At 53.8% G+C, this 18,212-nt stretch carries 19 protein-coding genes and 1 tRNA gene; 14 read left to right on the top strand and 6 right to left on the bottom strand.

Annotated elements, in window-relative coordinates; translation table 11 throughout:
• Positions 1–17 precede the first annotated feature (17 nt).
• Positions 18–105, bottom strand: a tRNA-Ser gene (locus ACLQ7H_RS00055).
• Positions 106–333: 228 nt separating this feature from the next.
• Here ACLQ7H_RS00055 and yccA point away from each other — a divergent pair.
• Both yccA and tusE read left to right on the top strand, forming a co-directional pair.
• Positions 334–993 carry an FtsH protease modulator YccA gene (gene yccA / locus ACLQ7H_RS00060; RefSeq protein WP_021181987.1) on the top strand — a complete coding sequence of 220 codons (660 nt, stop codon included), beginning with the start codon at positions 334–336 and terminating at the stop codon, positions 991–993.
• A gap of 159 nt (positions 994–1,152) precedes the next feature.
• A complete protein-coding gene (gene tusE / locus ACLQ7H_RS00065; protein WP_411750908.1) occupies positions 1,153–1,482 on the top strand; it encodes a sulfurtransferase TusE in 330 nt (109 codons plus the stop codon).
• Between the two features lie 7 nt (positions 1,483–1,489).
• On the opposite strand, the gene yccX is transcribed toward tusE, so the two are convergent.
• Positions 1,490–1,768 (bottom strand): acylphosphatase, encoded by a 279-nt coding sequence (gene yccX, locus ACLQ7H_RS00070; protein ID WP_411750909.1) that lies wholly within the window; start codon positions 1,766–1,768, stop codon positions 1,490–1,492.
• A gap of 93 nt (positions 1,769–1,861) precedes the next feature.
• On the opposite strand from yccX, the gene rlmI reads away from it, so the two are divergent.
• Together rlmI and hspQ are read left to right on the top strand one after the other, a co-directional pair.
• Entirely contained in the window at positions 1,862–3,052 is a 1,191-nt protein-coding gene (gene rlmI, locus ACLQ7H_RS00075) for a 23S rRNA (cytosine(1962)-C(5))-methyltransferase RlmI (protein ID WP_411750910.1), read from the top strand.
• A gap of 61 nt (positions 3,053–3,113) precedes the next feature.
• Positions 3,114–3,431 (top strand): heat shock protein HspQ, encoded by a 318-nt coding sequence (hspQ, locus tag ACLQ7H_RS00080; protein ID WP_411750911.1) that lies wholly within the window; start codon positions 3,114–3,116, stop codon positions 3,429–3,431.
• 98 nt (positions 3,432–3,529) lie between these two features.
• Here the strand turns inward: hspQ and ACLQ7H_RS00085 are convergent, their stop codons facing one another.
• Complete coding sequence (locus tag ACLQ7H_RS00085) at positions 3,530–3,943, bottom strand: CoA-binding protein (RefSeq protein WP_411750912.1); 414 nt, start codon at positions 3,941–3,943, stop codon at positions 3,530–3,532.
• A gap of 241 nt (positions 3,944–4,184) precedes the next feature.
• Here ACLQ7H_RS00085 and ACLQ7H_RS00090 point away from each other — a divergent pair, with 241 nt between their 5' ends.
• Together ACLQ7H_RS00090 and ACLQ7H_RS00095 are read left to right on the top strand one after the other, a co-directional pair.
• Entirely contained in the window at positions 4,185–4,844 is a 660-nt protein-coding gene (locus tag ACLQ7H_RS00090) for a DUF2057 family protein (RefSeq protein ID WP_411750913.1), read from the top strand.
• Positions 4,845–4,971: 127 nt separating this feature from the next.
• Positions 4,972–5,430, top strand: coding sequence for a methylglyoxal synthase (locus ACLQ7H_RS00095; protein ID WP_021182049.1), 459 nt, complete (start codon positions 4,972–4,974; stop codon positions 5,428–5,430).
• A gap of 17 nt (positions 5,431–5,447) precedes the next feature.
• On the opposite strand, the gene helD is transcribed toward ACLQ7H_RS00095, so the two are convergent.
• On the bottom strand, positions 5,448–7,502 hold the full coding sequence (helD, locus tag ACLQ7H_RS00100; protein WP_411750914.1) for a DNA helicase IV: 2,055 nt from the start codon (positions 7,500–7,502) through the stop codon (positions 5,448–5,450).
• A 201-nt stretch (positions 7,503–7,703) separates the two neighbouring features.
• On the opposite strand from helD, the gene ACLQ7H_RS00105 reads away from it, so the two are divergent.
• Together ACLQ7H_RS00105 and yccS are read left to right on the top strand one after the other, a co-directional pair.
• Positions 7,704–8,147 (top strand): YccF domain-containing protein, encoded by a 444-nt coding sequence (locus ACLQ7H_RS00105; protein ID WP_411750915.1) that lies wholly within the window; start codon positions 7,704–7,706, stop codon positions 8,145–8,147.
• Positions 8,148–8,181: 34 nt separating this feature from the next.
• The gene (yccS, locus tag ACLQ7H_RS00110; protein ID WP_411750916.1) at positions 8,182–10,317 is read left to right on the top strand and encodes a YccS family putative transporter; all 2,136 of its coding nucleotides are present in this window, start codon (positions 8,182–8,184) and stop codon (positions 10,315–10,317) included.
• A 4-nt stretch (positions 10,318–10,321) separates the two neighbouring features.
• Here the strand turns inward: yccS and ACLQ7H_RS00115 are convergent, their stop codons facing one another.
• Positions 10,322–10,978: a TfoX/Sxy family DNA transformation protein gene (locus ACLQ7H_RS00115; RefSeq protein WP_411750917.1), complete on the bottom strand. Its 657-nt coding sequence runs from the start codon at positions 10,976–10,978 to the stop codon at positions 10,322–10,324.
• A 230-nt stretch (positions 10,979–11,208) separates the two neighbouring features.
• Here ACLQ7H_RS00115 and sulA point away from each other — a divergent pair, with 230 nt between their 5' ends.
• Positions 11,209–11,715 (top strand): SOS-induced cell division inhibitor SulA, encoded by a 507-nt coding sequence (sulA, locus tag ACLQ7H_RS00120; protein WP_411750918.1) that lies wholly within the window; start codon positions 11,209–11,211, stop codon positions 11,713–11,715.
• A 359-nt stretch (positions 11,716–12,074) separates the two neighbouring features.
• Positions 12,075–13,133, top strand: coding sequence for a porin OmpA (gene ompA / locus ACLQ7H_RS00125; protein WP_411750919.1), 1,059 nt, complete (start codon positions 12,075–12,077; stop codon positions 13,131–13,133).
• Between the two features lie 65 nt (positions 13,134–13,198).
• Here the strand turns inward: ompA and matP are convergent, their stop codons facing one another.
• Positions 13,199–13,657, bottom strand: coding sequence for a macrodomain Ter protein MatP (matP, locus tag ACLQ7H_RS00130; protein ID WP_411750920.1), 459 nt, complete (start codon positions 13,655–13,657; stop codon positions 13,199–13,201).
• A gap of 208 nt (positions 13,658–13,865) precedes the next feature.
• On the opposite strand from matP, the gene ACLQ7H_RS00135 reads away from it, so the two are divergent.
• From ACLQ7H_RS00135 to fabF, 4 genes are all read left to right on the top strand, one after another.
• The gene (locus ACLQ7H_RS00135; protein WP_411750921.1) at positions 13,866–15,614 is read left to right on the top strand and encodes an AAA family ATPase; all 1,749 of its coding nucleotides are present in this window, start codon (positions 13,866–13,868) and stop codon (positions 15,612–15,614) included.
• Between the two features lie 68 nt (positions 15,615–15,682).
• Positions 15,683–16,201: a bifunctional 3-hydroxydecanoyl-ACP dehydratase/trans-2-decenoyl-ACP isomerase gene (fabA, locus tag ACLQ7H_RS00140; RefSeq protein WP_024485665.1), complete on the top strand. Its 519-nt coding sequence runs from the start codon at positions 15,683–15,685 to the stop codon at positions 16,199–16,201.
• A gap of 115 nt (positions 16,202–16,316) precedes the next feature.
• Entirely contained in the window at positions 16,317–16,841 is a 525-nt protein-coding gene (locus ACLQ7H_RS00145; protein WP_411750922.1) for a winged helix-turn-helix transcriptional regulator, read from the top strand.
• Positions 16,838–18,112 (top strand): beta-ketoacyl-ACP synthase II, encoded by a 1,275-nt coding sequence (gene fabF / locus ACLQ7H_RS00150; RefSeq protein WP_411750923.1) that lies wholly within the window; start codon positions 16,838–16,840, stop codon positions 18,110–18,112. Before ACLQ7H_RS00145 ends, fabF begins: the two co-directional genes overlap by 4 nt.
• The last annotated feature ends 100 nt before the right edge of the window (positions 18,113–18,212 follow it).

Consider the following 18,212-nt stretch of genomic DNA (forward strand, 5'->3'; position numbering starts at 1 on the left):
TGGGGTCATTCATAATATGGCGGAGGAGCAGAGATTCGAACTCTGGAACGGTTTCCCGTCGACGGTTTTCAAGACCGTTGCCTTCAGCCACTCGGCCACCCCTCCGTAATGCAGCGAACTATAAACACAGCCGATCCCGTTGTAAAGCCTGAAACCGTTCAACCGGACGAAAAAACGGCATCTGCAATCTGACCGATGAAGAAATCGGCAATCAAGGTTCAGCAATACCCCAGTAGTCACGTAGGGTAAAGAATGGTAAACAATCTTTAATCAATGGCTTGCACTGCACTATCATCATGATCAATTTTGTGATGACCTGATAAGAGAGATCATATGGACCGCATTGTCGTCTCATCCTCCTCGCGCGACTCTTTGCTAAGCACGCATAAAGTCCTGCGTAACACCTATTTTCTGCTGTCGTTAACGCTGGCCTTTTCAGCACTGACCGCAACCGCCAGCACCATGCTGGGCTTACCGGCTCCTGGGCTGCTGTTAATGCTGGTCGGCTTTTATGGTTTGATGTTCCTGACCCATAAGCTGGCCAATAGCCCTGCCGGTATTCTGGCGGCCTTCGCCTTCACCGGCTTTATGGGCTACGCCCTTGGCCCGATCCTGAGCTCGTTCCTGAACGCTGGCGCGGGTGATTTGATCATGCTGGCGCTGGGCGGTACCGCAGTGGTGTTCTTCTGCTGCTCGGCTTATGTGCTGACCACCCGTAAAGACATGTCGTTCCTGTCTGGCATGATGATGGCGGGCTTCGTGGTGCTGCTGGTGGCGGTTATCGCCAACCTGTTCCTGCAGATCCCTGCCCTGCACCTGGCCATTAGCGCACTGTTTATTCTGTTCTCTGCCGGTGCCATGCTGTGGGAAACCAGCAACATCATTCATGGCGGCGAAACCAACTATATCCGTGCCACCGTCAGCCTGTATGTCTCGCTGTATAACATGTTTATCAGCCTGCTGAGCATTCTGGGCTTTGCCCGCAGCAACTGATACAGCGAAGCGGGCGCAGCATGCAGCGCCCCTAAGTTTTGCTGGCCCCAGTGAGGGAATGTCAGCAATATAAAGCCCCGCCATGCGGGGCTTTATTTTTGCCGGGGCAAAAGTTTGCTAGACTGTGGCCCGCAATGAATTACCGATTACCGAGGCTGTATGTTGGAGTTTGCAGGTCAGACGATTGAAACTGACGCCCAGGGCTACCTGAAAAACAGCGCCGACTGGCACGAAGGGCTGGCCCCGCTGTTAGCGGCCCAGGAAGAGATTGAACTGAGCGAAGCGCATTGGGAAGTCATACGCTTTGTGCGTAGCTTCTATCAGGAATTTAATACTTCGCCAGCCATTCGCATGCTGGTCAAGGCGATGGCGCAAAAATACGGCGAAGAGAAAGGCAGCAGCCGCTACCTGTATCGCCTATTCCCGAAAGGCCCGGCCAAACAGGCGACCAAGATCGCCGGGTTGCCAAAGCCGGTGAAGTGCATCTAGCCCCTGTTTAATAGCGGATACTAAAGCCCTTATATTCAACAACTCCACGCGGTTCCACCAGCACGCGGTCAACGCGTGCGCTGCGTGGGCCGCCGCTTTTCAGCCATGCCATCAGTTGATCAACGGCCTGTTGCTCGCCACAGGCCAGCACTTCCACGCTGCCGTCATCCAGATTACGTGCATAGCCGGTTAACCCCAACGCAGTGGCCTGGTGTTGAGTGTTATAGCGAAACCCGACCCCCTGCACCACACCATAGACATACGCGGCAATACAAACTTGTGTCATAATCGGCTCCTGATCGATTTCATTACAGGCATTCTCTGCGCTGATGCCCAGAGTGTGTCACTCTTTTTTCTCTATCTGGCAGCATACTTAATTATGACCGCACGCTTGACCCTTGCCAAAGGACGTGAAAAGTCCTTACTCCGTCGCCATCCGTGGATTTTCTCTGGCGCTGTTCTCCGTGTCGAAGGTAAAGCCCAGTCCGGCGAAACCATCGATATCCATGACAGCCAGGGTAAATGGCTGGCACGCGGTGCCTATTCACCAGAATCGCAAATTCGTGCACGCGTCTGGACCTTCAAGCAGGACGAAGAGATCGACATCGCCTTCTTTATCAGCCGGCTGCAGCAGGCACAGAGCTGGCGCGATTGGGTCGCAAAGCGTGACGGGCTGGACGGTTATCGCCTGATCGCCGGTGAGTCTGACGGTATGCCGGGGATCACTATCGATCGCTTCCAGAACTTCCTGGTTTTACAGTTACTTTCCGCCGGTGCCGAATATCAGCGCGCCCCGCTGCTTTCTGCTCTCCAGCACTGCTATCCAGACTGCGCGATCTACGATCGTTCAGACGTTGCCGTACGTAAGAAAGAGGGCTTGCCGCTCACCCAAGGCCCGGTGCTGGGCGATCTGCCCCCGGCCCTGCTACCGATCACCGAGCATGGTATGAAACTGCTGGTGGACATTCAACAAGGCCACAAGACCGGTTTTTATCTCGATCAGCGTGATAGCCGCCTGGCGGCACGTAATTATTCCGCAGGCCGTCGCGTGCTCAACTGCTTCTCGTACACCGGCGCTTTCGCAGTGTCTGCCTTGATGGGCGGGTGTGAGCAGGTCATTAGCGTAGATACGTCACAGGCCGCGCTGGACATCGCCAAGCAGAACATCGAACTGAACCAGTTGGATTTAAGCAAGGCCGAGTTTGTGCGTGATGACGTATTCCAACTGCTGCGCAACTACCGCACGCAGGGTGAGAAATTCGACCTGATCATCATGGATCCACCGAAGTTTGTCGAAAACAAAAACCAGTTGGCCAGCGCCTGTCGCGGTTATAAAGACATCAATATGTTAGCCTTCCAGTTGCTGAACCCGGGCGGCATTCTGCTCAGCTTCTCCTGCTCAGGCCTGATGCCGACCGATTTGTTCCAGAAAATTTTGGCCGATGCCGCTGTAGATGCCGGGCGTGATGTACAATTTGTAGAGCAGTTCCGACAGGCTGCGGATCACCCGGTGATTGCGACTTATCCTGAAGGCTTGTATCTGAAAGGGTTTGCGTGCCGGGTGATGTAACTTGAAATGCGCTGTATTTGTCCTCATATAGAGTTTAATGCACTGTTTCTCAGGAGGTCATATGATAGCCAGCAAATTCGGTATCGGTCAGCAGGTTCGTCACCGGCTGCTGGGGTATTTGGGGGTGGTGATTGATGTCGATCCAGAATACTCTCTGGAACATCCAAAACCAGACGAGATTGCGGCCAACGATGAGTTGCGTCTCGCCCCGTGGTATCACGTGGTGATGGAAGACGATGAAGGCCAGCCGGTTCACACCTATCTGGCCGAAGCCCAGTTGGCGGGAGAAGCACAGGATGCGCACCCTGAACAACCTTCTCTGGATGAGCTGGCGGAATCTATTCGCAGCCAGTTGCAGGCCCCCCGGCTGCGTAACTGAGCGTCAAACCTGAGAAACCAGCGCCTCTACGTAGCGTAACTGGTTGAAGTCTATCAGCAGTCTCAAACGCCAGGGCCAGCCCTGGCGTTTTCACTTAATCAGCGAGCCAATCCCAGGCGCGGGATCTCAATCTTCGGGCAGCGATCCATAATCACCGTTAACCCAGCCTGTTTGGCCAATGCTTCCGCCGGTTCGTTGATCACCCCGATTTGTAACCACAGCACCTTGGCACCTATCGCGATGGCCTCCTGCGCCACCCCGTACGCCGCCTCCGAGTTACGGAACACATCCACCATATCGACAGGGTGAGGAATATCCTCCAATGTGGCATAAACCACCTGCCCAAGCAGCGCCTGCCCGGCCAGCTTCGGGCTCACCGGAATGACCTGATAGCCTTGCGCCAATAAATAAGCCATTACGCCATAGCTGGCTCGGGCCGGTTTATCACTGGCGCCCACCAGCGCAATGGTTTTGACCTGCTTGAGTACCTCTGCAATTGCTGGGTCTTGCATTTTTCGCTCCTGATATTTTGCCGGAAATGGCCTTTCATCAGTGTAACCGAAACGCCAACATCGGTTAAAATTTGTTATCAGTCCACGACTATACTGTTCGCTGGTCGGTTGTAATCAGTGATATATTTCAAAAATTATCTAAACGTATATAAATGTAAATTAAACGGTATTCTGAAAAGATTTGACATAACTAGTGGCGTATCCAACACTAGTCAGCCTGTTCCAAGAAAAGGAAGTAACAATGAAATTTGGTCTGGTGGTTGCGGGGCTGCTTGGAATATCGCTGAGCGTTTCGGCCGCAGCTACGACCCTGAAGCTTTCCCCGGACATCGAGCTTATGGTGGTCGACGGCAAGCAAATGACGGGCTCGTTGTTAAAAGGAGCCGATAGTCTGGAATTGAATGACGGGCAGCATCAGTTGCTGTTCAAAGTCACCAAATCCGTTCGTAAAGAGCCACGCTCTCAGGTGCTTTACACTTCATCTGCGCAGATTGTGGTGTTTAACAGTCAAAACGTCAGCGCCGTCACCATTGAGCTACCGCGTATCGAAAATGAGCAGGATGCCCAGCGGTTTGATAAAGCACCGAATTATAAAATTCTGGGTAACCACGGCAAGCCGTTGGCAATCAAACGGGATGTATTAGCGCTAACGGCTTCACCCAATGATAATGACCTGGAAAAGATCGTTGCCGATTATAACGCTCAAAATCGCCAGGCCTCCGTTCCGGCGTTAGCACATCTGCGCGCCAGTGTGATCGCAGCAGCGCCGGGTAGCCCAGCGGTTACCCCCCTGAACGGTGATAACGTTGCCGAGAAAATGCTGCAATACTGGTTCCTGCGCGCCGATCCCGAAACGCAAAAGCGGTTTATCGTCTGGGCCGGCCAATCTCGCAACCGTTAAATACAACCAACCACGCCATTCTCCCTTAAAGGCGTGGTTGGTTCGCAATTTCCCGCGTTAGCACTAGGCAGTGAAATGCAGTTTCAGTAATCTGTGGCGAATCATTCGATTTTCCGAGGATAGCGACATGGAACAAACCACCCGCACCATCGCAGCACGCAAGCATATTGCGCTCGTTGCTCACGACCATCGCAAGCAAGCCTTACTGAAATGGGTTGAAGACAATAAGGAAATACTTGCGCAGCATCAGCTGTATGCCACGGGCACCACCGGCAATTTGATCCAGCGGGCCAGCGGTATCCCGGTGCAGAGCATGCTGAGTGGCCCAATGGGCGGCGATCAGCAAGTAGGCGCACTGATATCCGAAGGCAAGATTGATATGCTGATCTTCTTCTGGGATCCGCTAAATGCCGTGCCGCACGATCCCGATGTCAAAGCTTTGCTGCGCCTGGCCACGGTCTGGAACATTCCGGTGGCAACCAACCGCTCCACCGCAGATTTCCTGATCGACTCCTCGCTGTTCAAAAGCGAAGTGGTAATCGCTATTCCTGATTACGAAAAGTACCTCGCCGAACGCCTGAAATAATGCCACAGGCCTGTGGTTTACGGTTTTCTCTGCGATGGCACGCCAATATCTTGCAACTGTTCAATAAATACCGACGGGCGTTCGCGATCCTGGAGTAACCAAACCTGATGCCTCGCCCGCGTGAGGGCGACATAGAGCAAACGCCGCTCCTCCGCATCAGGGAAATCCTCTGGCTGAGGCAATAATACCTCTTCAAGCACGGATTCACGGACCTCCGCCGGGAATCCATCCTTGCCTTCATACAACCCGGCAACGATCACGTAATCGGCCTGCTGGCCTTTGCTGGCATGGATCGTCATAAACTCGATGTCTAACTTCGGCCAACGCGTCGCCGCCTTTTGCAACACCTCCGGCTTGAGATGATGGTAGCGCGCCAGCACCAAAATACGTTCCTGCGGCTTCGCGTAGCCACTCAGCTTGTCCAGCAACGCTTCCAACTGCTCCTGCGGCAGGATAACCACCGACTTTTTGTTGCCCTTGGTCAGGCTATTGAGCGGCTTTTTCAACTGGTGCGGGTTCTGCTGTACAAAGCCGTTGGCCACTTCACCGATCCGATCGTTAAAGCGGTAGGTGGTATCCAGGGCACACTGATCGCCTGCGCCAAAGTTCTCGGCAAAGGCGGTGGTCAGCGACAGTTCTGCCCCGCTGAAACGGTAAATCGCCTGCCAATCATCCCCAACGGCAAACAGGCTGGTCTGCTTGTTTTGCTTACGCAGTGCCGCCAACAACTGCGCACGCTGCGGTGAGATATCCTGGAACTCATCCACCAGGATATGCTTCCACGGGCTGATAAAGCGCCCCTTTTCCAACAGATTGACGGCTTGATGGATCAACCCGGCAAAATCGACCGCACCTTCGTCCTTCAGCGCGGTTTTCCACGCTTTCAGCAAGGGGGCCATCAGGCGAATGCGTTTGCTGAACAGATCGCGGATCTCCTCGTCAGCCTGCTCTATCATCTCTGCCTGGCTACCTCCGTGGGTACGCATCAAGCCAAGCCAGCGCTCCAGACGCCCGCTCAAACGCTCCGCCAGACGCGAGTCATGCCAGAAGTCGCCCTCGGGCAATTCCCACTCCAGCTCTTCCGTTAACCATTGGCGCCAGCCTTTGGCCTGCGCTTTTTTCTCGCTGCACTGCTGTTGCCAGTGGGTGATCAGCAACGCCCGGCGCGCCTTGCTGTCGGTTTCCAACTTGCTGATCGCTGGCGCTTTGCGGCTACCCTGCTGGATAATCTGCAGCGCCAGCGCATGAAACGTTTTCGCCTGGATCGCTACGCTGCCCAAGCTTTCCTGAATGCGTTCGTTCATCTCTTCGGCGGCTTTGCGGCCAAATGCCAGCAACAGGATCTGCTCAGGTTCGGCCTCTTGGCGCAGTAGTAACCAGCCTGCCCGCGCCACCAGTACCGAGGTCTTGCCACTCCCCGCCCCCGCGAGTACCAATACGGCATCCTCGCCGTTCACCACGGCCCGGCTTTGCGATTCATTCAACGGTGAAGTTTCAACGGTCTGGAAGAAATCCTGGTGGTTTTCCAGCATCCGGTCGCCCCACCGTTGATTGCGTTGTGCCACGCTGCGCAGGCCAGATTTGAGCCACTGCAAGCACAAGTGATAACTTTCCCGACAGTTTTCAAACTCATCCAGCCGCGCCACCGGCATGGGTAGTGCGCCAAATGACTGGCGGATCTGCTGCTGTAAGTTGCTCAATTCGGCACGCTTGAACCACTTGTCCTGTTGCTCAATTTGGTGGATACGATCAACCTGCTGTTGCAATACCTCGGCGCTCACTTCACTCATCTCGCTACTCCACTGCTGCCAGGACTGCTGCAGATAGTGGTAAAAGCGCTGGGTTTCCTGCCATTCGGTACCGTGCAGGCGCACGACCTTTTCATCCGGCAGCTCAAACTCGAGTTCCCCCCAGACGATCCCGCGTTTACAACGCACCTGGATCAACTGGTTGAAAGGGATCAGGTATTCATGCTTCTCGCCGCTCACCTCAACGCCGGCATGCAGCAACCGTACGCGGTTGTAAGGATGCTGTGCCAGGTGCTTGCCCAGCGATGTCGCTTTAAGTTCCATATGCCCATGCCATAATCATGTTGAGATATACCCGTCGTCTTTCAAGCTGCAGCTTGAAATCCATAGGGTAGAATTGCTACCAGTTTACCTGCGTTAAGCAATGGCACTCTAGCGTTAAAAAAAGGGTAGAATAGTTTTTGCGTTATGCTGATGAATACTTCCCCCGTGCCGTTTGGCCATCATTAGAGCAGAATGACGACTATGCGTACTGTGTTGAACGTTCTTAATTTCGTGTTGGGTGGTTTTTTCACCACTCTTGGCTGGCTGATTGCCACCTTCTTCAGCGTGGTGCTGATTTTCACCCTGCCATTGACCCGCTCCTGCTGGGAAATCACCAAAATCTCCTTGCTGCCATTTGGCAACGAAGCGATCCATGTTGATGAATTATACCCAGAGAAAAGCAATACCCTGCTGACTGCCGGCGGTTCTTTGCTGAATATCGTCTGGCTGGTCCTGTTCGGCTGGTGGCTGTGCCTGTCACACATTGTTGCGGGTATCGCCCAGTGCATCACCATTATTGGTATTCCGGTGGGCATTGCCAATTTCAAGATAGCCGCTATCGCCCTGTGGCCAGTCGGCCGCCGCGTCGTTTCCGTTGAGGTGGCCCAACAGGCACGGATCGAGAACGCCCGCCGCCGCTTTTAATCGCGTTTACTTTTCTCCCATTTAGGAGCTTGTAGTGCTCTCTTTAGCACCCAAAATTCGGCGTTATACCTATAACAGCAACCTGCTTTATAACTTGCGTATTTTTATCGCTCTGACCGGGGCCTCTGCGGTGCCGTGGTGGTTGGGGGTTCCTAAACTGACCATTCCATTAACGCTGGGTGTCGTTGCTGCCGCGCTAGCAGATCTGGACGACCGGCTAGCAGGACGATTACGTAATCTGCTCATTACGCTGGTTTGCTTTTTTGTGGCCTCGGCATCGATTGAACTGCTGTTTCCTTACCCCTGGCTGTTTGCCCTTGGGCTGACGACCTCAACCTGCGGCTTTATCCTGCTGGGGGCATTAGGGCAGCGTTACGCTACTATCGCCTTCGGTGCCTTGCTGATCGCCGTCTACGCCATGCTTGGCACCTCCATGTACGACGCCTGGTACCAGCAACCTACCCTGCTGATTATCGGTGCCGTTTGGTATAACTTGCTGACGCTGATCGGTCATCTGCTATTCCCTATCAAGCCACTGCAGGAAAACCTGGCCCGCTGCTATGAGCAGTTGGCCAACTATCTGGATGCCAAGGCCAATCTGTTCGATCCGGATGCCGAATCGGACACCGATTTGCCGTGGGTGGACGTGGCGATGGCCAACAGCACCTTGGTCACCACGCTTAACCTGACCAAGGCTTCTCTGCTGACCCGCTTGAAAGGCGACCGTGGCCAGCGCGGCACCCGCAGAACGCTGCACTATTATTTTGTTGCCCAGGATATCCATGAACGAGCCAGTTCCTCCCACGTACAGTATCAGGCTCTGAGCCAACAGTTCCGCCACAGCGATATCCTGTTCCGCTTCCAGCGGCTACTGGCCAAGCAGGCTCGAGCCTGCCAGCAGCTGGCGCAGTCGATACTGCTACGGCAGAAATATGTGCATAACCCCCGTTTTGAACCCGCTTTTTCGCGCCTGGAAGAGGCGCTAACCCGGATTACCGTTACCGCAGAAAATCGCGAACTGACCAGAGCGCTATCCCACCTGCTGAAAAATTTACGGGCCATTGACGCCCAGTTGGCCAATATCGAGTCTGAACAATCCTTGGCGAGTGGTCAGACTGAGGAAAACAGTCTGTCAGATGACCGGCTCACCGGCTGGAGCGATATTCGCTTGCGTATCGGCCGCCATCTGACACCACAATCCGCCCTATTCCGCCACGCCATCCGTATGTCCGTGGTGTTGTGCGTGGGCTATGCGTTTATTCAACTGACCGGGATGCAACACGGTTATTGGATCCTGCTGACCAGCCTGTTTGTCTGCCAGCCCAACTATAACGCCACCCGCAGGCGCTTGGCGTTACGGATCATCGGCACTCTGGCGGGCATTTTTATCGGCTTGCCAATCCTGTATTTTGTCCCCTCGCTGGAAGGGCAATTGATCCTGATCGTGATCTCTGGGGTATTGTTCTTCGCCTTCCGTACCGTGCAATATGCCCACGCCACGATGTTTATTACCCTGTTGGTCTTGCTATGCTTTAACCTGCTGGGCGAAGGGTTTGAGGTGGCGGCTCCACGCGTCTACGATACCTTGCTGGGTTGTGCCATTGCCTGGGCTGCGGTGAGTTTTATCTGGCCAGACTGGCAGTTCCGTCAGTTACCAGCCATGGTGCGTAAGACACTGAATGCCGACTGCCGCTATCTGGATGCCATTCTGGTGCAGTACCATCAGGGCAAGGATAACGGCCTGCCTTATCGTATTGCCCGCCGTGATGCTCATAATAGCGATGCTGAGTTGGCGTCAGTGATCTCTAACATGTCTGCCGACCCCAAGGCCGATAAAACCCTTCAGGAAGCGGCATTCCGCCTGCTGTGCCTCAACCATACCTTGCTGAGCTATATTTCCGCCCTGGGTGCCCACCGTGAGCGCCTGGAAAATGCTGCCGTGCTGGACTTGCTCAACGATGCGGTTTGCTATGTTGATGGCGCATTACACCACGATGCTCATGATCATCAGCGTATCATGCAGGCACTGGAAGCCCTCTCCGAGCGTATTACAGCGCTGGTTCCGGAGCCGGAAAGTAAAGAACAGCTGGTGTTGCAGCAAATTGGCCTGGTGCTCGAGTTGCTACCAGAGCTGACGGCACTTAATACGCAAATTGCCAAAGCAGGTTGATAATTCAAGGATGTGGGCCACAGGCGCGGTCTTCTGATCGCGCCTCGAAGCAGGGAAGGAGCGCGTTTCTTTTGAACCATTCGGTCAACGCTTCTCTTTGCCGATTAGGCAAGGCGGCATGATGGTAGCCCGCCATGGCCCCCGCCAGTGACATCAGCACTTTCATGCCCAGATTTTTTTGCTGTTGCAGCAGCTTCAGATAGCTATCCTTGGCCCCCAACAACCGAAAATCATAAATATTACATATCCCTGCTCGCCACAGCTGCCGCTCTAATGAGGCATCGATATTCGGTAAATCTTTCAATCTGCCATTGCAGCGTTTTTTTACCTTAATTTCTTTACGCGTCTCACAAAGAGCCTGCCAGGCAAGCGCACACAGCTCGCGACGCTGCCCCCATAGCTCTTCATTCACCCAGTAATAGCGCATGATCATGGGGACCCCACGCTTTAAATAGGTCATATTCACCATGCCACGCTCACGGAACGCGGTTTCTAGGCTTTCTGTTGCACGTAAATACAGCTCACCTTCGGCAATGACCGCGAACATTGTGCCGTCCGCCAGCAGAGCATAGCCGCCAAACTGCGAGCGTATGGCAATATTTCCCAGGGCGGCAAAGCAGGCCTTTGCCTGTTCGATCCTCCTTAGCGATCCTCCATTCATTAACATCTCCTTATATAATCCATTGTCATTGGGCATTTTTTGTTGGAATAAACGTAACCTGAACAACTAATTAAAAAAAATACGCATTATCCCCAGCCGTGCCAATCATAAAATCAAGGCGTACAAAAAATAATCCCAATTATGCGAAGCGTTACGAAAATTTGGGTTGATCTTCTGTTTCGATGGCTATACTGTATATACATACAGTAACACTACGGGCGGGAGACGACATGCGTACTCAATCACTTTATCAACCTCATTTTAGCCAATCCTCAATGCCTGCGGAGCAAGCGGTGATCCCTGCGCAAGAGGGCAACGAAAATGGCCTAATCAGTGAGCTTGTTTACAATGAGCGGCAACCCGCCGTAGCCCAGTTATTGGTGCCTCTGTTGCAGCAGTTGGGCAGGCAATCACGTTGGTTACTGTGGTTGACCCCACAGCAGAAACTGAGCAAAACCTGGCTGCAACAGGCCAGCCTGCCGGTTGATAAGGTCGTTCAGCTTAATCAGATCAATCCACTGGCTACCGTAGACGCCATGGAGAAGGCTTTACTGACAGGAAATTACAGTGTGGTGTTAGGCTGGTTACCAGAATTGACACAAGCGGATCGTCTAAGGCTAAGTCGAGCAGCAGAGTTGGGCAATGCCTATGGGTTCATTATGCGCCCCCAACGTGACATCGTTGCTGCCGACAGACACTGCTCAACCTTAAAAATTCACTCTTCTTTGTATCATTAAGTAAATTTAGGATTTTTCCCATCATTTTTATCGCTTGCTCTGGCAACTCCAGCGAAATCGGGCGAAAAACGAGGTTGGCTGCGGTTCGGCGTCACTTTTCATGCAAAGAAAAGCCTCGTTTAGCGGCCCGATATGTTAGAGGATATGTCTAATTCCATGTTTTTTTTTAGAGCTTTATCACATCACACTTGTAACTTTCGCGCCACGTTGTAGACTTTACATCGCCAAGGTTGCTCTATAACGCCAGAAAAACTGGCAGAGTAACAAACGAGGGCTCAAACCTTGGCGAAGGAATTTAAACCAAGGGCTTAAAGCAGCTTTAAAGCTCATTGCCTATTTGGATGATAACGAGGCGCAAAATGAAAAAGACAGCTATCGCATTAGCAGTGGCACTGGCAGGTTTCGCTACAGTAGCGCAAGCCGCACCAAAAGACGACACTTGGTACACTGGTGCTAAACTGGGTTGGTCCCAGTTCCATGACACCGGGTTCTACGGTAACGGTTACACCGTTGATAACGACGCGCGTAAAGACCAGATTGGTGCTGGTGCATTCGCTGGTTATCAGGCAAACCAATACCTGGGCTTCGAAATGGGCTACGACTGGTTAGGTCGTATGAAATACACCGGTGCTAACCGTGGTTCTTTCAAAGCTCAAGGCGTTCAACTGGCAGCTAAACTGAGCTACCCAGTCGCTAACGATCTGGACATCTACACCCGTCTGGGCGGCATGGTATGGCGTGCAGACAGTGATGGTGTTGGTTCTAACGGTGGCAACCATGACACTGGCGTTTCTCCATTGGCAGCAGTGGGTGTTGAATACGCACTGACTCGTGACTGGGCTACCCGCCTGGACTACCAGTGGGTTAACAACATCGGTGACGCTGGTACCGTTGGTGCACGTCCAGACAACGGCATGCTGAGCGTAGGTGTTTCCTACCGCTTTGGCCAGGAAGAAGCAGCTCCAGTAGTTGCTCCAACCCCGGCTCCAGCTCCAGTTGTTGAGACCAAGAAGTTCACTCTGACTTCTGACGTTCTGTTCGCGTTCAACAAAGCGACCCTGAAGCCAGAAGGCCAACAGGCTCTGGATCAGCTGTACACCCAACTGAGCTCACTGGATCCGAAAGACGGTTCTGTTGTTGTTCTGGGCTTCACTGATGCAGTAGGTTCAGCAGAATACAACCTGCGCCTGTCTGAGCGCCGCGCACAAAGCGTTGTAGATTACCTCGTGTCTAAAGGTATCCCTTCAGACAAGATTTCTGCACGTGGTATGGGCGAAGCTAACCCAATCACTGGTGACACCTGTGGCTACCGTTCAGGCCGCGCAACTGCAGCTCAGATCGCATGTCTGGCTCCAGATCGTCGCGTAGAGATCGAAGTTAAAGGTATCAAAGAAGTTGTTTCTCAGCCTCAGGGCTAAGTCAGCGCTTCTTAGTAAAAACCCCGCATTGCGGGGTTTTTTTTGGCCTAAATATCAGGCAAATGCTATTTATCATCCTTACCCAGGATCGCCTGTAGATCCTGTTTCAGCGATGACATCTGGCTAGCATACTTCTCTTTGCGCTCGGCATCTTCGATCAACTGAACGACGGTTTCCGACAGGGTGACGCCACGGCGATGCGCCAACGCAGCCAAACGTTGCCAGACCAGGAACTCCAGATCGATCGATTTCTTGCGCGTATGCTGATGTTCCGAGTTAAAATGACGCTTACGCCGAGCACGGATGGTTTGCTTCATCCGGTTATCCAGCGTCGGATTCATGTGCTCATCGATCCACGCCAGCACTTTTACCGGTTCATTTTCCAGTTTCAGCAGTTCGTCAATGACCTCCTGAGCAAGGCTGTTTTCAATGTAGCGGGTGATCGCTTCACCTTCCCGGTGCTTTTTGACCAGGTACTTCCATTTCCAACCGCTCTCCAGATTTTCCAGTTGCTGATATTTCATCGTGAACTCTGCTGTGACCGTGTAACTTTAATAAGCATAACAGCTTTAGCCAACTTTTCCTCGGCAATTACCGACCGTTTTTGCCGGTTTTTTGCACAAAAACCATGCAATACCCAACTCCGATGTTCAACAATGACTCTGGATGTATCAAGCTGGCGTTATTCTTGTATAATCGCGCTTTCCCTTTTTGACGATTGCATCTAACACTTTGACCAATAACCGACTTGAATGGCAATCTCTGTTGCCTGCTGCTACGCCTTATCAGGCGATTTTCGATTCCGCTGCTCAATTGGCACCTGCGGCCTTTTCTGCAATCCAGCCCCGTTTGGAGAATGCGCTGACGCTGTTTTTGCATCCGCTTTCTCTGCCACGTTTTATGCTGTTGAAAGCACAGGAAACACGTGAGTATCTGGCGTTGATCGCCCGAGCGGCAGAAGAGTTGCAACCGCAGAATACCGTTAAAGGCAGTCACTACGTGATTGAGGGCGACACCGTCAGCATCAAAAATGCTATTCGCGGCGATGAACCTTTTGCCGCCGGTGGTGCTTGCGTTTACCAGGAATGGGTTGAGCCAGAACAGTTATTTGGCTGCGTCAGAATGCACAATGGTGCGATCACCTTGCAGCCGGGCCTAGTCCATCAGGCCAATGGCGGTGTACTGATCCTGTCGGCGCGTGCCCTGTTGGCACAGCCGCTATTGTGGCTGCGCCTCAAGCAGATGATTACCCAGCGCCAATTCCAGTGGCTGACGCCAGATGAAACCCGGCCGCTGCCGCTTTCTATCCCTCCCATGCCACTGGAGTTACGCCTGATTGTGGTGGGCGATCGCCATGGTCTGGCTGATTTCCACGATATGGAGCCTGAAGTCTGCGGTCAGGCCGTCTACGGTGAATATGAAGACGACCTGCAGCTCACCGAGCCAGACGATATGGTGCAATGGTGTGGCTATATCAATAGCGTGGTCGCCGAGCAGCAATTACCGCCGTTGGCAACCGACGCCTGGCAGCCTCTAATGGTTCAGGCGGTACGCCATACCGGTGACCAGGGTAACCTACCGCTATCGCCCCTGTGGGTCAGCCAGCAGCTTTCTGAGGCCGCTCTGTATGCCGAAGAGGAGCAGATCACAGCTAAAGCGTTAGAAGCGGCGTTAAATGCCCGTGAATGGCGTGAAAGTTATCTTGCAGAACGCATGCAGGACGAGATTGAGCTGGGCCAGATCATGATCGAAACCGAAGGTGAGGTGATTGGTCAGATTAACGGCCTTTCGGTGCTGGATTATCCAGGGCATCCGCGCAGCTTTGGCGAACCTTCGCGCATCAGTTGTGTAGTCCACCTGGGCGATGGCGAATTCACCGATGTGGAACGCAAGGCCGAGTTGGGTGGCAATCTGCACGCCAAAGGCATGATGATCATGCAGGCGTTCCTGATCTCCGAACTGGATCTCGATCAGCAACTCCCCTTCTCCGCCTCGATCGTCTTTGAGCAATCCTACGGCGAAGTTGACGGGGACAGCGCCTCACTGGCCGAGCTCTGCGCCCTGATCAGCGCATTGTCACAGCAGCCGATCACCCAGCAAATCGCCGTGACCGGTTCCGTTGACCAGTTTGGTAACGTACAACCGATTGGTGGCGCAAACGAGAAAATCGAAGGTTTCTTCGAGGTCTGCCTGCGCCGCGGCCTGACGGGCAAACAGGGCGTGATCCTGCCAGCCAGCAACGTGCGGCACCTCTGCCTGCGCCCAGACGTCGTCGACGCGGTACGTGAAGGGCAATTCCATCTGTGGGCGGTAGATAGCGTTGCAGAGGCCTTGCCGTTATTGACCGGTTATCCGTTCGCCGATGAGCAACAACCTAGCCTGCTGGCCGCCATTCAGGAGCGGATTGCGCAGGCCATATTGCCAGAACGGCGTCCGTTGCCATGGCCATTACGCTGGCTTAACTGGTTCAGCCGTGGCTGATCGGACTTGTTCAGCGTACACGTGTAAGTTAATCTGCGTCCTTCATCAAAATAAGGTTTACTGAGAACATGGTAGATAAACGCGAATCCTATACAAAACAAGATCTCGAAGCATCGGGCCGTGGCGAACTGTTTGGCGCCGGTGGCCCGCCATTGCCATCAGGTAACATGTTAATGATGGACCGCGTGGTCAAGATGACCGAAGACGGTGGTAGCCACAATAAAGGCTACGTAGAAGCTGAGCTCGATATCAATCCGGACCTGTGGTTCTTCGATTGCCACTTTATTGGCGATCCGGTCATGCCAGGCTGCCTGGGTCTGGATGCCATGTGGCAGTTGGTAGGTTTCTACCTCGGCTGGATGGGCGGCGAAGGCAAAGGCCGCGCACTGGGCGTTGGCGAAGTGAAATTCACCGGTCAGGTGCTGCCAACCGCCAAGAAGGTCACCTACCGCATCAACTTCAAACGCGTGATCATCCGCAAGCTGATTATGGGCGTGGCTGACGGCGAAGTGCTGTGCGATGGCAAAGTGATCTATACCGCTAGCGATCTGAAAGTAGGCCTGTTCAAGGACGCTGCGGCGTTCTAATGCCCTGCGGCGACCTTTCTCGGTCGCCGTTTATTTCCCAACAATAATTAATACCTGATAGGTTATTTTATCACCACATAGTAACTACAATAAATGTATCCACTGAGAGGGCTGCATGAAAAAAACCAGTTTTGCAACGACTCCCTGCCCAATCGCCCGTTCTTTGGGGCGTGTGGGGGAATGGTGGAGCATTCTGATCCTGCGCGATGCCTTTCATGGCCTGAGCAAGTTTGACGAGTTTCAGCAAAGCCTGGGGCTATCTCCCACGCTGCTGACCCGCAGGCTCAAATTCCTGGTGGAAAGCGGCATTCTGTATAAGCAACGCTACCAGACTCGCCCGGTACGCTACCAATATCTGTTAACCGAGCGTGGCAAGGATTTCTTCCCGGTGCTGGTAACGCTGTTTCAGTGGGGCAATACTCATCTGACCGAAGGGGCGCACAGCGCAGAACTGGTCGATCGGCGCAGCGGTCAACCGATACAGCCTCAATTAATCGATGCGCTAACCCAGCAGCCTATCGCCCTACAGCACATCACGTTGGCGGCAGGTCCTGCGGCTGGGGAAGCCATGTCACGCCGTGCTTCTCTGATGCAGCATCACTACGCCTTACTTAGCGAATCATCCAAGGAGTCATTATGAGCAGTCGTCGTATAGTTATCACCGGTATGGGGGCCGTCTCTCCTTTAGGTTGCGGCGTAGAGCCAATCTGGCAACGCCTGTTGGCGGGCCAATCGGGTATCAGCCCGTTGCCAGAACAGATGGTGGCAGATTTGCAGGTCAAGATTGGTGGCCAGGTCCCCACGCTGGAGCAGGATGCCGTTGCCGGTTTTGATCCAGACCTGAGCGTGGCACCGAAAGACCAAAAGAAAATGGACCGCTTTATTCTGCTGGCGATGGCCGCCGCTGACGAAGCCATCAAGCAGTCTGGCTGGAACGCCGATAGCGAGGAGAAACAGGAACGGACGGCCACCGTGATCGCCTCCGGCATTGGCGGCTTCCCCGCTATCGCCCATGCGGTACGCACCACGGATAGCCGTGGGCCGAAGCGCCTCTCTCCTTTCACTATTCCTTCCTTTTTGGTTAACCTGGCCGCTGGTCATGTCTCCATCAAGCATCAATTTAAAGGGCCGATCGGCGCACCGGTCACCGCCTGTGCGGCAGGCGTGCAGGCCATTGGTGATGCGGTGCGGATGATCCGCAACGATGAAGCCGATATTGCCTTATGTGGCGGAACAGAAGCCGCGATCGATACCGTTAGCCTGGGGGGCTTTGCCGCAGCCAGGGCCATGTCTACCGCTCCAGCCGATGCCGCGACCAAAGCGTCACGCCCATTCGACAGCGCCCGTGACGGCTTTGTGATGGGTGAAGGTGCCGGAATGTTGGTGATCGAAACATTGGAGCATGCATTGGCACGCGGTGCCAAGCCATTAGCGGAGATTGTCGGTTACGGCACCAGTGCGGATGCCTACCATATGACCTCCGGGGCCGAAGATGGCGACGGCGCCTACCGGGCGATGAAGATTGCGCTGAAACAGGCTGGTGTCACACCCGATCAGGTTCAGCATCTGAACGCGCACGCCACCTCAACCCCGGTTGGCGATCTGGGTGAAATCAACGCCATCAAACATCTGTTCGGCACCGACGGGCATATCGCTATCACCTCCACCAAATCGGCCACCGGCCATCTGCTGGGAGCCGCAGGCGGGCTGGAAACCATTTTCACCGCCCTGGCGCTGCGCGATCAAATCGCGCCGGCAACCCTGAATCTGGATAATCCCGACCCCGCTGCAGCCGGTTTGCATTTGGTGGCTAACAAAGCGCAACCGATGGCAATGACCTATGCCCTGTCGAACGGATTCGGTTTTGGGGGAGTTAACGCAAGTATTTTGCTAAAACGCTGGCAGGGGTAGTTTGACGCTTAAAACGAAAACCTCCGCTTGTTTGGCGGAGGTCGTTCCTTAATTCATGACAGAGAGCCGCTTAAGCGGTCACAGCCCTGTCCTCCATGGC

Origin of the sequence: Serratia sp. (in: enterobacteria) (genome assembly GCF_046715635.1) — a bacterium.
Lineage (GTDB): Bacteria > Pseudomonadota > Gammaproteobacteria > Enterobacterales > Enterobacteriaceae > Chania.

What these genes read in the sequence shown, in the direction of transcription:
- yccA (WP_021181987.1), top strand. Translation starts at nt 334, where the DNA reads ATGGACCGCATTGTCGTCTCATCCTCCTCGCGCGACTCTTTGCTAAGC.
- tusE (WP_411750908.1), top strand. Translation starts at nt 1,153, where the DNA reads ATGTTGGAGTTTGCAGGTCAGACGATTGAAACTGACGCCCAGGGCTAC.
- yccX (WP_411750909.1), bottom strand. Translation starts at nt 1,768, where the DNA reads ATGACACAAGTTTGTATTGCCGCGTATGTCTATGGTGTGGTGCAGGGG.
- rlmI (WP_411750910.1), top strand. Translation starts at nt 1,862, where the DNA reads ATGACCGCACGCTTGACCCTTGCCAAAGGACGTGAAAAGTCCTTACTC.
- hspQ (WP_411750911.1), top strand. Translation starts at nt 3,114, where the DNA reads ATGATAGCCAGCAAATTCGGTATCGGTCAGCAGGTTCGTCACCGGCTG.
- ACLQ7H_RS00085 (WP_411750912.1), bottom strand. Translation starts at nt 3,943, where the DNA reads ATGCAAGACCCAGCAATTGCAGAGGTACTCAAGCAGGTCAAAACCATT.
- ACLQ7H_RS00090 (WP_411750913.1), top strand. Translation starts at nt 4,185, where the DNA reads ATGAAATTTGGTCTGGTGGTTGCGGGGCTGCTTGGAATATCGCTGAGC.
- ACLQ7H_RS00095 (WP_021182049.1), top strand. Translation starts at nt 4,972, where the DNA reads ATGGAACAAACCACCCGCACCATCGCAGCACGCAAGCATATTGCGCTC.
- helD (WP_411750914.1), bottom strand. Translation starts at nt 7,502, where the DNA reads ATGGAACTTAAAGCGACATCGCTGGGCAAGCACCTGGCACAGCATCCT.
- ACLQ7H_RS00105 (WP_411750915.1), top strand. Translation starts at nt 7,704, where the DNA reads ATGCGTACTGTGTTGAACGTTCTTAATTTCGTGTTGGGTGGTTTTTTC.
- ACLQ7H_RS00115 (WP_411750917.1), bottom strand. Translation starts at nt 10,978, where the DNA reads ATGAATGGAGGATCGCTAAGGAGGATCGAACAGGCAAAGGCCTGCTTT.
- sulA (WP_411750918.1), top strand. Translation starts at nt 11,209, where the DNA reads ATGCGTACTCAATCACTTTATCAACCTCATTTTAGCCAATCCTCAATG.
- ompA (WP_411750919.1), top strand. Translation starts at nt 12,075, where the DNA reads ATGAAAAAGACAGCTATCGCATTAGCAGTGGCACTGGCAGGTTTCGCT.
- matP (WP_411750920.1), bottom strand. Translation starts at nt 13,657, where the DNA reads ATGAAATATCAGCAACTGGAAAATCTGGAGAGCGGTTGGAAATGGAAG.
- fabA (WP_024485665.1), top strand. Translation starts at nt 15,683, where the DNA reads ATGGTAGATAAACGCGAATCCTATACAAAACAAGATCTCGAAGCATCG.
- ACLQ7H_RS00145 (WP_411750922.1), top strand. Translation starts at nt 16,317, where the DNA reads ATGAAAAAAACCAGTTTTGCAACGACTCCCTGCCCAATCGCCCGTTCT.
- fabF (WP_411750923.1), top strand. Translation starts at nt 16,838, where the DNA reads ATGAGCAGTCGTCGTATAGTTATCACCGGTATGGGGGCCGTCTCTCCT.